The sequence below is a fragment of the Ramlibacter tataouinensis genome, assembly GCF_001580455.1.
Lineage (GTDB): Bacteria > Pseudomonadota > Gammaproteobacteria > Burkholderiales > Burkholderiaceae_C > Ramlibacter > Ramlibacter tataouinensis_B.
In genome coordinates, this window is record NZ_CP010951.1 from 208,323 (window position 1) to 221,573 (window position 13,251).

At 67.6% G+C, this 13,251-nt stretch carries 12 protein-coding genes; 4 read left to right on the forward strand and 8 right to left on the reverse strand.

What is annotated here, in order from left to right; all coding sequences use genetic code 11:
• Positions 1-24: 24 nt before the first annotated feature.
• Complete coding sequence (locus tag UC35_RS01055) at positions 25-1,227, reverse strand: PLP-dependent aminotransferase family protein (RefSeq protein ID WP_061495244.1); 1,203 nt, start codon at positions 1,225-1,227, stop codon at positions 25-27.
• A 148-nt stretch (positions 1,228-1,375) separates the two neighbouring features.
• Here UC35_RS01055 and UC35_RS01060 point away from each other — a divergent pair, with 148 nt between their 5' ends.
• Positions 1,376-2,272, forward strand: a complete 897-nt coding sequence (locus tag UC35_RS01060; protein WP_061495247.1) for a YihY/virulence factor BrkB family protein — start codon at positions 1,376-1,378, stop codon at positions 2,270-2,272.
• Here the strand turns inward: UC35_RS01060 and UC35_RS01065 are convergent.
• Positions 2,269-2,823 carry a hypothetical protein gene (locus UC35_RS01065; RefSeq protein WP_061495249.1) on the reverse strand — a complete coding sequence of 185 codons (555 nt, stop codon included), beginning with the start codon at positions 2,821-2,823 and terminating at the stop codon, positions 2,269-2,271. The genes UC35_RS01060 and UC35_RS01065 overlap by 4 nt on opposite strands.
• Positions 2,824-2,938: 115 nt before the next feature.
• Here UC35_RS01065 and UC35_RS01070 point away from each other — a divergent pair, with 115 nt between their 5' ends.
• Entirely contained in the window at positions 2,939-3,673 is a 735-nt protein-coding gene (locus UC35_RS01070) for a dienelactone hydrolase family protein (protein WP_061495252.1), read from the forward strand.
• A 2-nt stretch (positions 3,674-3,675) separates the two neighbouring features.
• On the opposite strand, the gene UC35_RS01075 is transcribed toward UC35_RS01070, so the two are convergent.
• Positions 3,676-5,691 carry a prolyl oligopeptidase family serine peptidase gene (locus UC35_RS01075; RefSeq protein WP_061495255.1) on the reverse strand — a complete coding sequence of 672 codons (2,016 nt, stop codon included), beginning with the start codon at positions 5,689-5,691 and terminating at the stop codon, positions 3,676-3,678.
• Positions 5,692-5,806: 115 nt separating this feature from the next.
• On the opposite strand from UC35_RS01075, the gene UC35_RS01080 reads away from it, so the two are divergent.
• On the forward strand, positions 5,807-6,778 hold the full coding sequence (locus tag UC35_RS01080; protein WP_061495258.1) for a hypothetical protein: 972 nt from the start codon (positions 5,807-5,809) through the stop codon (positions 6,776-6,778).
• Here the strand turns inward: UC35_RS01080 and UC35_RS01085 are convergent.
• Genes UC35_RS01085 through UC35_RS01095 form a run of 3 tightly spaced genes read right to left on the reverse strand, consistent with a single transcriptional unit; the run spans position 6,775 to position 9,757 of the window.
• Positions 6,775-7,158, reverse strand: coding sequence for a PaaI family thioesterase (locus UC35_RS01085; RefSeq protein ID WP_061495261.1), 384 nt, complete (start codon positions 7,156-7,158; stop codon positions 6,775-6,777). The two genes, UC35_RS01080 and UC35_RS01085, sit on opposite strands and share 4 nt — an antisense overlap.
• A gap of 2 nt (positions 7,159-7,160) precedes the next feature.
• Positions 7,161-8,768 (reverse strand): gamma-glutamyltransferase family protein, encoded by a 1,608-nt coding sequence (locus tag UC35_RS01090; protein ID WP_061495264.1) that lies wholly within the window; start codon positions 8,766-8,768, stop codon positions 7,161-7,163.
• A 23-nt stretch (positions 8,769-8,791) separates the two neighbouring features.
• Positions 8,792-9,757 (reverse strand): Bug family tripartite tricarboxylate transporter substrate binding protein, encoded by a 966-nt coding sequence (locus UC35_RS01095; RefSeq protein ID WP_061495267.1) that lies wholly within the window; start codon positions 9,755-9,757, stop codon positions 8,792-8,794.
• A gap of 83 nt (positions 9,758-9,840) precedes the next feature.
• Between UC35_RS01095 and nth the strand changes: the two genes are divergently transcribed.
• On the forward strand, positions 9,841-10,503 hold the full coding sequence (gene nth / locus UC35_RS01100) for an endonuclease III (RefSeq protein ID WP_061495270.1): 663 nt from the start codon (positions 9,841-9,843) through the stop codon (positions 10,501-10,503).
• Between the two features lie 3 nt (positions 10,504-10,506).
• Here the strand turns inward: nth and UC35_RS01105 are convergent, their stop codons facing one another.
• Complete coding sequence (locus UC35_RS01105) at positions 10,507-11,748, reverse strand: DUF1501 domain-containing protein (RefSeq protein WP_227820425.1); 1,242 nt, start codon at positions 11,746-11,748, stop codon at positions 10,507-10,509.
• A 6-nt stretch (positions 11,749-11,754) separates the two neighbouring features.
• The gene (locus tag UC35_RS01110) at positions 11,755-13,251 is read right to left on the reverse strand and encodes a DUF1800 domain-containing protein (RefSeq protein ID WP_061495272.1); all 1,497 of its coding nucleotides are present in this window, start codon (positions 13,249-13,251) and stop codon (positions 11,755-11,757) included.

The window sequence follows — 13,251 nt, forward strand, 5'->3', positions numbered from 1 at the left end:
ACGCTCGATGAAAGGCTTGGCCGGCTAGCGGGAAACCGCGGCCCCCAGGCGCCCCACCCCTTCGACGATCTTGTCCACCCCCACCGTGGCAAAGCTGAGGCGCAGCGTCGACAGATCGGGGTTCGTCGCAAAGAAGGGCGCCCCCGGCACGAAAGCGACGCCTTTTTCGATGGCGCGCTTGGCCAGTTCGCCCGAGTCCTTCAGCTTGCCGCCGTTGCCCGTCAGGCGCGCCCAGAAGAACAAACCGCCGTTCGGACGCGTGAATTCGATGGCGTCGCCCAGATCCTTCTGCAGCGCATCGCCCATGGCCTTGGCGCGCTCGGCATAGACCTGGCGCACGCGGTGCAGGGTGTCGGGCATGCGGCCGCTCTTCAGGTATTGGGCGGCTGTCGCCTGGGCGAAGGTGCTGGTGTGCGCGTCGCTGAACTGCTTGCACATGGTCGCCTTGGCCAGCAGTTCGGGCTGCGCGACCAGCCAGCCCACGCGCAGGCCCGGGCTGAGCACCTTGCTGAGGCTGCCGCAGTGCGCGATCCATTCGCGGCTGCCGGGCACCTCGCGGCTGAGCGCCAGGATGCTGGGCGGCGGCGCTTCGCCGAAATAGAGGTCGCCGTAGGGGTCGTCCTCGACGACCAGCGTCTTGTACTTCTTCGCCAGCTCCAGCACCTTCAGGCGGCGCTCGCGGCTGAGCATCGCGCCGCTCGGGTTGCCGAAGGTGGGGATGAGGTAGACCAGCTTGGGCTTGTGCTCTGCGATCAGCTTTTCCAGCTTGTCGGTCTGCACGCCGTGCGCATCGACGGGCGCGGTGACGAGGTCGGCGCCATAGAGGCGGAAGCACTGGATCGTGGCGAGGAAGGTCGGCGCCTCGACGATCACCTTGTCGCCCGGGCTGATCATGGTCTTGCCCAGCAGGTCCAGTGCCTGCTGGCTGCCCGTGGTGACGATCAGGCCTTGCGGCTCGACGTCCTGCGCGCCCTTGGCCTGCATGAAATGGGCCAGCTGCGTGCGCAGCGGCTCGTAGCCCTCGGTGGCGCCGTACTGGAGCGCCGCGCCGGGCTCCTCGGCCAGCGCCTTGGCGGCGCTTTCCTTGATGCCGGGCACATCGAACATCGCGCTGTCCGGAAAGCCGCCCGCGAAGCTGATGATGCCGGGCTTGCCCAGCAGCTTGAACAATTCGCGGATCGCGGAGGTTTCGACGTTGTTGAGGCGGGTGGCGAATGGGAGGGTCATGACAAGCCGGTGACGGTTTGGGTTGCCGGTATTGTGAACTGAGCGCCAGCGGGGTGTCGAAACCCGCTTCGCCCCCCCGATCCGAAATCGGCTGACAACACTGCAAGGCGGCGGCCGCTACAAAGCAGTGAAGCGAGAGGCGCGCACGATGTCACCCAAACACCTGTTCCACCTGTTCGTCAAGGCCGTCCAGGCCTGGTCGGACGACTATGCGCCCAGCATGGGCGCAGCCATCGCCTACTACACGGTGTTCTCGATCGCCCCGCTGCTGGTGATCGTGATCGCGGTGGCGGGCGCCGTCTACGGCCGTGACGCGGTGCAAGGCGTCATCGTGGCGCAGCTGACCGGCCTCATTGGCCCACAGGCCGCCGTCCTGGTCCAGGACCTGGTTGTCGCGGCCAGCGACACCCGGAAGGGCCTGGTCGCGGGCCTGGTTGGCGTGCTCGTGCTGGTGATCGGTGCGACGACGGCCTTCGGCGAGCTGCAGGCCGCCCTCGACCGCATCTGGCATGTCCCGCCGGCGCAGAGGCCGCAGGGTGCCTGGGCGATCCTGCGCAGCCGGCTGATGTCGCTGGGCCTGATCCTGGGACTGGTGTTCCTGCTCATGGTGTCACTGACCGTCAGCGCCGCGGTCGCTGCCTTCGGCGCCTTGACCGCCAGGATCCTGCCGGGCACCGAGCTGATGCTGCAGTTGCTGAACCTGGCCGTGTCGCTGGGCATCTCCACCTTGCTGTTCGCCATGATCTACAAACTCATGCCCTCCACCCGCATCGACTGGCGCGATGTGTGGGTGGGCGCCATCACCACCGCCATCCTGTTCGAGGCGGGCAAGTTCCTGATCGGCCTGTACATTGGCAAGAGCAGCATGACGCAGGCCTTTGCCGCCGCGGGCTCGCTGGTGGTGCTGCTGGCCTGGGTGTACTACGCGGCGCAGGTCTTCCTGCTGGGCGCGGAGTTCACCAAGGTGTACTCCTATGACCACGGCTCGCGCGCGCGTGGCAGCTCGCTCGATCATGAGCCCGGAGAGGCACGCCAAGTTCGCTAGAGCGTAGGCGATGGTTTGTCGGGGTGGTCCGGTGAGGGGGCCTCGGCGCGAGGCTTGCCCTCCGGCAGCAATTCGCGCAACGGCGGATGCTGTTCGGCGCGCTCGACCTTCTGTACTCGCCGGCGCAGGTCCTCGGGCACCTCGTGCGGCAGGTGATCGTCCACGTCGCACGCGCCCTCCTCGTGCAGGATCACCGCGCAGACCTCGGCCAGGTGGTCGCCCATGGCATCGACCACCAGCACACTCTGGCCGTTTCGCACGGCCTCCGAATAGGAGGCGCCGGCTTCATCGCTGCCTCCGAAGAGCCCGGAGAAAAACCGGGTGATGGCCTCAAAAGCGTCAGGGTCCACCGCCAGTTCACGCTCGACGCTGGCCATCATGCGGTCACCGAGTGCTCGGTCCTGTTCGCCGCCGGCCGGATCGACCTGGGCCCCGCGCCGGCCGGGTTCCTTGAGATGAAGTTCGGCCGGGTCGAAGCCCGACCGCAGCAGGCGATCCATCGCCCGACGCGCTTCCGATCGCTTGTCGAACACACCGACCAATGTCTGCATGAGCTGCTCCCGTTCCGTGCACCTCATTGTTTTACGACGGCCGGGCAGTTTTGTAGTCGGCGGTCGGCTTGCCCGGTCAGCGGCGGACTACGGGCTGACGCGGCAGAATGCGCCCATGATCGAAAAGAACCTCGACATTTCCACGCCCGACGGCGCCATGAACAGCTTCGTTGTTCATCCGGAAGAGCGCCAGCCGCACCCGGTCGTGCTGTTCTACATGGATGCGCCGGGCAAGCGCGAGGAACTACACGACATGGCGCGGCGGCTCGCCTCGGTCGGCTACTACGTGGTGCTGCCCAACCTCTACTACCGCCGCACGCGCGACTACTGGCTGAAGGAGCGGACCGAGGCGGCGATGGCGGTGATGTTCGAGCACATGAACGCGCTGACGATAGCGATGACCGTCCGCGATACGCGTGCCATGCTGGACTTCGTCGACACCCAGCCCGAGGCCGATGCCACGCGCATCGGCGCTGTGGGCTATTGCATGAGCGGCCCCTTCGTGATGGCGGCGGCCGCGAACTTCCCGGACCGCATCCGCAGCATCGCCTCCATCCATGGCGCGAACTTGGTGACGGCGCGCGAGGACTCCCCTCACCTGCTTGCGCCCCGCATACAGTGCGAGAGCTACTTCGCCTGCGCCGAAACCGACCGTTGGGCACCGCGCTCCGACATCGAGGCGCTGGAGGCGGCGCTGGTCAGGGCCGGCACGCCGCATCGCATCGAGTGGTACCCCGGCGCAGAGCACGGTTTCGTGTTCCCCCTGCGCGGCGCGATCTACCACCGCCCCAGCGCCGAGCGGCACTGGGAGCGGCTGTTCGAGCTGTTCGGCCGGACGCTGCGGGCCTGAGCTCACTGCGCGCCGATGTGGCGCGCGAGGAACTTCTCCACGCGGGTCCAGAAGTCCACGCGGTTCTTGATCAAGGCCCAGCCATGGCCCTCGTCGGTGTATTCGATCCACTCGACGTCGGGGTTGGTTTTCTGCACGGCGTCCCTGAACTGGATGCCGTGAGTGATGGGCACGCGCCTGTCGGTGCCGCCGTGGGCCAGGAGCAGCGGCTTCCTGATCTTCGCCGCCTGCTTGATCGGTGAGGTGGCTTCCAGTTGCGCCGTGTCTTCCTTCGGATCACCCACCAGTACCGGCATGCCGTAGGTCTTGTACACCTCGGAGAAATCGCTCCAGTTCACCGTGTGCATCAGCTCGATGTCAGTCACCGCCGCCCAGCTCACGCCGCACTTGTAGAGGTCGGGATCGCGCACCAGGCCCATGAGGGTCGAGTAGCCACCGTAGCTGGCACCGGCGATGCACACCTTCTGCGGGTCGGCGATGCCCTGGGCGATCGCCCACCTGGCGCCGTCGGCGATGTCGTCCTGCATCGCCAGGCCCCACTGCTTCCAGCTCGCCTTGAAGTGATTGAAGCCCAGGCCAAGCGTGCCGCGGAACTGCGGTTCGAGCACGGCATAGCCGCGGGACGCGAGGAATTGGCTGTCCGCATCCCAGCGCCAGGTCTGCGCCGCGATCCACGGACCGCCGTGCACCAGCACCACCATCGGCAGCTTCCTGCCCTTGGCTCCGTGTGGGACCGTGAGCCAGGCCGGGATCTCCAGGCCATCGCGGGCCTTGTAGCGGACCAGTTCGCGGTGCGCCATCTGTTTCGGATCGACCGTGGGTTGAACCGCGCCCAGCGGCGTGAGCTCGCCCGTTTCCGTGTGGTAGAGCATGTATCTGCCGGGCTCGACGTCCGAATACGCGTGGACGAGCACGAAGGGTGCTTCGGGCCTGGTGGGCACGTCCAGTCGGTTGACGGTCGCTTTCAGTTGCGCGTCTACCTTGGCTTGCAGTTCCTTCAGCTTGGGATCGAACCACACCGTGGATTCCGCATCGGTCGTATAGCGCAGCCCCAGGAGCCGCTTGCTGTCCATGATGAACTGGCCGCGAAAATCGTACTTGGGCACAGAGACGATGGCTTCCGGATCGATCGTCCTCTTCGCAAGGTCGAAACGGAACAGGCCTTCAGTGCCCTCGCGGGTCGCGGCCGACACATAGAACGAACCGTCCGGCGTGACCGCGACCGGGGCAAAGCTGTTTCCTCGAAAAGCATCAAACTCGTTGAGCTGCTGCCATTGGCCCGTCGCCGGGTCGAGATAGTGCGTCGCCGCCTTGCCTTTGTCGCTCGTCACGGCTGCGCGAGGCACGTCCTTGGCATCGACCACCCACTGCCAGGTCCTGCCCGGGCGGTTCACCCTCGCCAGCGCCCGCGTGCGGGTGTTCAGCCGTGCGATGCTGTAGGAGAGCAGGTCACGATTCAGAAGCCGATTGCTGCTCGTGTCGTCCGCAAACTCGGGCACCAGCACAAAGACGTCGTCCGAGTCCTGCGCGCGCGTGACGCTGTGCAACCGGGTCGCCAAGTGCAGGAACTCACGGCCCCCTACGCGCCGACCGACGCCGTAGTCGACCTCAGTCAGCTGCCGGAAGTCGCCGCCGTCGCGGTCGACCGCAAACATCCCGGTACCGAACCGGACCTCGGCTTGCGATGCGAGCATGTCGGCCATACTGAAGACCAGCCGCCCATCGTTCACCCACTCGAATCGCCACACGTCGGCGTCCGAGAATCCGCCGACCACCTTGGCATCGGCCAGGTTGGCTGTATCCATCACTACAAGGGCGATGCGCCCTGTCTTCGCGCGGAACGTCGCTGCCACGTGCTTGCCGCTGGGTGACAACCTTGCGGCGGTAAACGCCGGGTTCTGGAAAAACGCCTCCACCGGCACCTTCGCCGGCTGGGCCGATGCGGCGCCTGCCGCCCCCCAAACAAAAGCCGCGACGGCCAGCCAGCCGCGCGGCAGCGATAGAAACTTCTTGTTCATCTTGCCCTCCGGGTCCGTTTCTAACAGAGGGGTCCATGGCGGGCAAGCTTGAGGTCAAAGTCGGTTTTGAACTTGCGGATTTCATCGACGCTACCATGCGCACTGGAGGAGAGGCATGAAGGCAAGCTGGCGCCGCGTCGGTTTCGCGATCGCTGCCGCGATCGCAGTCGGGACAGTCGTGACGATGGTCGCGCTCGGCCGGGTTCAGACCGCTCCGCCGCAACCCGATACCGCGGAGAAGGTCATGACGGCTGCCAGCACTGCATCTCGTGCGCCGGCTTCGCCGCTGCAACTCCCGGCATCTACTGTTGCCGGCTACGCTACTCCTGTATCGCATGCGCTGCTCGCCGAGCGGGCGAAAGCAGTCGACCTGCGCCAATTCGCATTGGACGCGATGAAGCGCCCGGCGGAAGGCGGACTGTTTCATGCGTTCATGGCTGCCACCCATTGCTCCGGCGACTTGGCAGAACGGAAGCGGAAGGTTGACGGAGCCATTCGAAACGCCGTTCAACAGCGGGGCACGGTCGACCTGGCACAGCTTGCGGCGGCCGAGAGGCTGGCCCGTCAATGCAGTTCATTCGATCCGGACGAGGCTGAAGAACTGGCCTGGTCGATTCGCAGCAGGGACGACAAGCAGGATCCCCTGTGGGCCGCGTTCAACGCGCCGCCAAGACGCAAGCCGCGAGAGGACCTCCTCACGGCGCTGGAAGCAGGCGATCCATTCTGGCTACAGATCTCGATCCATCTGGACGCCGCGATGCTCAGGCATTCCAGGACGCATCTGACTAAAGGTATCTGGTTCGACGGCAAGGTTTATGGGCCCGACCTGGAAAGCCTGCGGCTTCTGACCATCGGCCAAAGATTGGGCCAGTGCGGGGCCAGCGCGTCCTGCCCCATGGACGACGTGATCTTGCAGGCATGCGCAGAGGGCTTTTTCTGCGCGAAGGATCGCCAGGAGTTCATGCGGCGGAGCCTCGGACTAACGGACCTTACCGAATCCGAACGTGCCGAAGCCCTATCCATCGCCGATCGTTTCTCCAGCGCACTGCAGCGCCGCGACGTCAACGTCTTCCTCAAGCCGGACTAGGCCTTGCGCCGGAAGATCGCGAAGGTCCCGCTGGCCTTGGATACCAGGTCATCGCCAGCTTGGATCGTGGCTTCCAGGCTGGCGATGCTCTTGCCCTTGTTCAACACAACGGCTTCGCACACCAGCGTGCCTTCGAACACTGGCTTGAAGTAGCCGATCTTGATCTCGATGGTGGCGCAGATCTCGCCCTCGGCGAGCGTGCGGTACAGCGCCGCGCCCATCACGGTGTCGGCCAGCGTGAACATCACGCCGCCGTGGACCACGCCCGTGCCGTTGCGGTGGATGTCCAGCACTTTGATGGAGCCGCGCGCGCGGCCGTCGGCCGCCTCGTCGACTTTCATCCCGACGTGGTGGATGAAGCGGGGCGGCTTCCCGGCCATCGTCAGAAGCCGGCGACCAGGCCGTCGCGGCGCGAATCCGAGGCGGCAATGTAGCCCTCGTGCGCCGGGTCGCCGGCGCGCCAGATGAACTGGCCGGCACCGAAGTCCTGGTAGTTGTCGTTAATCACTTCCATGCGGTGGCCGCGCGCCGCGAGCTCGCTCACCACCGCCGGGTCCATCTGCTGCTCGACGTTGATCTCCAGGCCGGCGTTGAAGCGCCAGCGCGGCGCGTCGCAGGCCGCCTGCGGGTTCTGCTGGTAGTCCACCATGCGCACCAGGGTCTGCATGTGGCCCTGCGGCTGCATGTTGCCGCCCATCACGCCGTAGCTCATGACCGGCTGGCCATCCTTGGTGAGGAAGGCGGGAATGATGGTGTGGAACGGGCGCTTGCCCGGCGCCACCTGGTTGGGGCCGGGCCGCAGGCTGAAGCCGTGGCCTCGGTTCTGCAGGCTGATGCCGAAGGTGGGCTCCACGCAGCCCGAGCCGAAGCCCATGAAGTTGCTCTGGATGAAGCTGACCATCATGCCGCTCGCGTCGGCCGCGGTGAGATAGATGGTGCCGCCCTTGCTTGGGTTGCCTGCGTGAAAGTCCTGTGCCCGTTTCATGTCGATCAGCCGGGCGCGGCTGGCGAGGTAGCCGTCGTCCAGCAGCTGCTGCGCCGTCACCTCCATCGTCCCAGGATCGGCGACATACCGGTACACGTCGGCGAAGGCCAGCTTCATGGCTTCGATCTGCAGATGCTGCGAGTCGACGCCGTCCACCGGCAAACCTGCCAGGTCGAACTTCTCCAGGATGCCCAGCGCGATCAGCGCCGCGATGCCTTGCCCGTTGGGCGGGATCTCGTGCAAGGTATAGCCGCGGTAGTTGCGCGAGATCGGCGTGACCCACTCGGGCCTGAAGGCCGCGAAGTCGGCGGCGGTGATGCTGCCACCATGCGCCTTCGCGAACTTCTCGACCGCCTCGGCGACCTCGCCACCGTAGAAGGCCTGGCCCTTCGATTCCGCGATGGCGCGCAGGCCCCGCGCGGCCGCCTTGAACTGGAACAGCTCGCCCACCTTGGGCGCGCGGCCCCAGGGCAGGAAGCTCTGCGCGAATCCGGGCAACGCGCCGAGCTCCGGCGTGGCCGCCGCCCACTTCTGCTGCACCACGATGGGCAGCAGGTAGCCGCGATCGGCGATTTCGATCGCCGGCTCCATCAGGTCGGCGAAGGGCAGCTTGCCGAATTTCTCGCTGAGTGCCACCCAGCTTGCCACCGCGCCCGGCACGGTGACCGAATCGAAGCCGCGCTTGGGCGGCGTCGCCGCATCGCCGTACTTGCGCCGAAAATACTCGGGTGTCCAAGATGCCGGCGCATGCCCCGACGAATTGAGTCCGTGCAGGCCCTGCCCGTCCCACACGATCGCGAAAGCATCACTGCCCAGGCCGTTGCTGACCGGCTCGCAGATCGTCATCGCCGCCGCCGCCGCGATCGCCGCGTCGACCGCGTTGCCGCCCTTCCACATCATGCGCAGACCCGCCTGGCCGGCGAGCGGATGCGAGGTGGAGACGATGTTGCGCGCGAACACCGGCAGGCGCCGGGTCGGATAGGGATTGTCGAAATTGAAATGCATGTCGTCGTACTGCCCGGCCGCGATTACTCGGCGGCGATCTTGCGATCGATGATGATCTTCTTCCACTTGGCGCGGTCGGCCTCGGCCATCGCGGCAAACTGCTGCGGCGTGCCGCCCACCGGTTCGATGCCCAGGCGCGCCAGGCGGTCCTTCACGTCGGCTTCCTGCAGCGCCTGGTTGACGCCATTTCCGATGCGCGCCACCAGGTCGGCCGGCATGCCCTTGGGCCCATACAGGCCGAACCAGGTGTTCGATTCGAAATCCGGCACGGTCTCGGCAATGGCCGGCAGGTCCGGCAGCAGCGCCGAGCGCTTGCGCGTGGTGATCGCCAGCGCCTTCACCCGCCCTTCCTTCACATGGGGCAGCGCGCTCGGCAGCGAGTCGAAGATCAGGTCGAGCTTGCCGCTGATCAGGTCGGGCATGGCCAGCGCGGTGCCGCGATAGGGGATGTGCACGATGAACAGGTCCGACTGCGCCTTGAAGTACTCGGCGGTGAGATGGACGATGGTGCCGTTGCCGCTGCTGCCGTAGTTGAGCTTGCCGGGATTGGCGCGCGCGTAGGCGATCCACTCCTTCACGTTCTTGGCGGGCGCGGAGTTGGGCACGACCATGATGCTGGGCGCATTGCCCACATGGGCGATCGGGGTGAAGTCCGCGACCGGGTCATAGGGCAGCTTGGCGCCGAAGCTCGGCGCAATGGCGTGCGTGCTGCTGGTGGCCAGCAGCAGGGTGTAGCCGTCCGCCGGCGCCTTGGCTGCAATGTCCGAGCCGATGGTGCCGCCGGCGCCCGGCTTGTTGTCCACCACCACGCTGCCGCCCAGCTTCTCGCCGAGCTTCTGCGACACCGCGCGGGCGAAGATGTCGGTCGCACCGCCCGCCGGGAAGGGCACGACCAGGCGGATCGGCCGCGCCGGGTAGGCCGTTTGCGCCAGCAGGGGCGCGCCGGCGGCAGCGAGCGCCGCGCCAATCAGGAAGCTTCTCTTTTTCATGGTCGTCCTCGGGTTCAGGGCATTATTGCCGAGCGCTTTGCAGCTTGCAGCGAGTGTCCTCGCTGGCCCTAGACTTCACCCTGATGAGACAACAGGACATCGACCCCTTCTTCGCCACGCTGCGCGCGGCCAACCCCCTGCCCGCCTCGGAGCTCGAATACACCAACACCTTCGAGCTGCTGGCGGCGGTGCTGTTGTCGGCGCAGGCCACCGACGCGGGCGTGAACAAGGCGACGCGCCGCCTGTTCCCGGTGGCGAACACGCCGCAGGCCATGCTGGACCTGGGGCTCGAACGCCTGGAGGAGTACATCAAGACCATCGGCCTGTACCGCACCAAGGCCCGCAACCTGATGCAGACCTGCCGCATCCTGGTGGAACAGCACGGCGGGCAGATTCCGCGCACACGCGAGGCGCTGGAGGCCCTGCCCGGCGTCGGCCGCAAGACCGCCAACGTGGTGCTCAACGTCGCCTTCGGCGAAGAGACCATGGCGGTGGACACGCACATCTTCCGCGTCAGCAACCGCACCGGCCTGGCGCCCGGCAAGGATCCGCTGGCGGTCGAGACGAAGCTGATGAAGCGCGTGCCCAAGGAGTACCTGGCCGACGCGCACCACTGGCTGATCCTGCATGGCCGCTACGTGTGCCTGGCGCGCACGCCGCGCTGCTGGGAATGCGCCGTCATCCAGTACTGCGCCTACCAGCCGAAGACACCGCCGCCGGGCGCGGCCCGCAAGGCCGCGCCGTAGCCCTCAGGCGAACAAGCCCACCCGTTTGCGGCGCTCCATCGCGGGCAGTACGCGCGCCAGCTGCGCATCGGCCAGGCGGAAACGCTCCTCCAGCAGCTCCGCGATGATGTCGCGGAAGTCGGTGGTGATCGCGAGGTCGCGGCCCTCGTAACGGGCCGAGGGATCGAGGCCCGGCCATTCGCCCAGCACCCGGCCGCCCTTCACGCCGCCGCCGAGCACGAAGGCCACGTTGCCGTGGCCGTGGTCGGTGGCCAGGGTGCCGTTCTGGCGGACGGTGCGGCCGAACTCGGACATCACCAGGATGCTCGTTTCGGCCAGCCGCGGCCCCAGTGATTGCGCCAGGGCGGCCAGCGACTGCGCCAGCACGCCGAAGCGGTTGGCCAGTTGTCCCTTGCCTGCCCCCTGGTTGGCGTGCGTGTCCCAGCCGCCGACGGGCATGAAGGCCAGCCGGATGCGCGCGTCGCGCGCCATCAGCTGGCCCAGGTGAGTGGCATCGACCGGCAGGGCGTTCAGCGGCAGCGCGCCCATGTCGGCCTTCGGGTCGTCGCTGGCCAGCTTGCCCATGATCTCGCCGCGCGTGACCGCGGCTTCGCGCACGACCTGGCTCAGGCGGTCGTCGCCGTCGTACAGGCGTGCCACCGCCTGCGCCACCTCGGGCCGGTCGAGCGCGCTGGGGCGCAGCGCCGCATTGCCGGAGGCCAGCGATGCCACCGCGGCCTCGCCCGCGAAGATGCGCGGCATCACCGGCCCCAGGCTCACGGCCTGCAGGCGCTGGGCCGCCGGCGTGGCGCGCGGCCCGGCGATCACCCCGGCCAGGCGGTTGAGCCATCCGTCGGGCGTGCTCTTGCGGCCGGGCGTGGCCGATTCCATGTAGTCCTGCGCATCGAAGTGCGAGCGCGTCCCGTCGGGCGAGCCGCTGGCGTGGATGAAGGCCAGTTGCCCGGCTTCCCAGTGAGGCAGCAGCGGCGCGAAGGCGGGGTGCAGGCCGAAGCGCTCGGTGAGCGGCAGCAGGCCGTCGGGCGTGCCGGGCCGCGCGATCGCGATGGTCGGCCGCTCCTGGTAGTAGGCGTCCTCGGTGTACGGCGCCACCAGCGACAGCCCGTCCATCGCCCCGCGCAGCATGACGACGATGAGCCGTGGCTGCGCCGGGGCCGACTGGCCGTAGGCAACCCGGATGCCGGAGAGCGAGGACAGCGCCGAGAGTCCGGCGAACTGAAGGATGCGGCGGCGGTCGATGTCACTCATGGCTCATCACCTCCTCATCATCCCGGGCCCGGCCAGCGCCAGCGCCAGCCCGGCCGCCGGGGTCTCGCGGTCGGACACCATCGCGCGCGTGGCGGGCGTCACCAGCGGTCCCAGGTTGTCCATCAGCTCGTCGACGGTGGACACGCCGATCAGGCGCTCGTTGCCCAGACGGCCGGCCCCCAGCTGCGCCGCGATGTCCAGGCGCTTGGCCATGGCGTCGGCCGAGAGCCACGCGACCTCGGTGTTCTTGTAGCCATCGGGTGTCGGGCAGCCATAGAGCGGCATGCCCTGCCGCGCCAGCTGCACGGCGAGCGGCAAGCCGGTGGCAACACGCCAGCCACCGGCGCGCAGCGCCGACAGCGTGTAGTGGTAAGGGGTCTTGAACTTGGTCGCCACGTTGGCGCCGGACCAGAACTCGTCGCTGGTGAACAGCACGCGCAGCACCGGCACGATCTGCCCGTCCTGCGCGAGGAAGGCCGCGGCCATCTTCTGCACCAGCGCGGCCGGCGGCGTGTCGCTGACGAAATACTGCGCCAGCTTGAAGGAGACATGCCGGGCGGTGGCCGGATGGCGCGCCAGCAACTCCAGCGCGTCGTCGCCCTCGGCCTTGCCGCGCGCCGGGACGCGCTGGCCCATCCAGGTCTTGTCGCCATTGTCGTGCAGACGCGGATTGAACACGAAACCATAGTCGCCGGTCGGTCGCATGTTCTGCGCGAACGGCCCCTGAAAGGTCCAGCCGGTGAACATGCGCGCGAGCTGCGTCACGTCCTCCTGGGTGTAGCCGCCGTCCACGCCCAGCGTGTGCAGCTCCATCAGCTCGCGGGCGTAGTTCTCGTTCAGGCCGCGGCCCCGCGCCTGCCCCTGCGGCCCGACGCTCTGCCAGTTGTCCAGGTAGTAGAGCATCGCCGGGTGGTGCGCGGTGGCCACCAGCAGGTCGCGAAAGCGGCCCATCGCATGCGGGCGGATCGCGCTGTGCTCGTAGTGGCCGGCGAGCATGCGCAGGAAGCCCTTGCCCTGGAACACGTTGAAGTGGTTGAACCAGAAGTCCACCATGGTTTCCTCGAGCTGGCGCGGGCTCTCCAGCGCGCGGAACAGGCGCGACTCGACCGCCGGCAACTGGTAGCTGCGCACCAGCAGGCGCACCGGATTCTCGGGCTTGCTGTCGTCGGCACCGGCCTTCTGGTTCTCGCGGATGCGCTGCACATAGTCGCGCACGGCGGGCAGCGGGTCGGGCGTGGTGAACTTCGATTCGTCGAGCCTCGCGATGAGCGTCGCGGGCAGCGCCAGCTCCTGGGGACGCAGCTGCCGTTCCATCCATCCCCGCGGGTCCTTGCCGACGGCGTCGAGCTCGCCGGGCCGCGGCCCGAAGCCCAGGCGGTTGAGCAGGTGCGCCGCCGACTGCTCGGGCGCCAGCTTGATGCGTTGCGGCGGCGCGGCGGCCAGAACGGGCCGGGCCAGCGTCGATGCGGCGGCGGCTTGCAAGAGGCGGCGGCGAGCGATCAT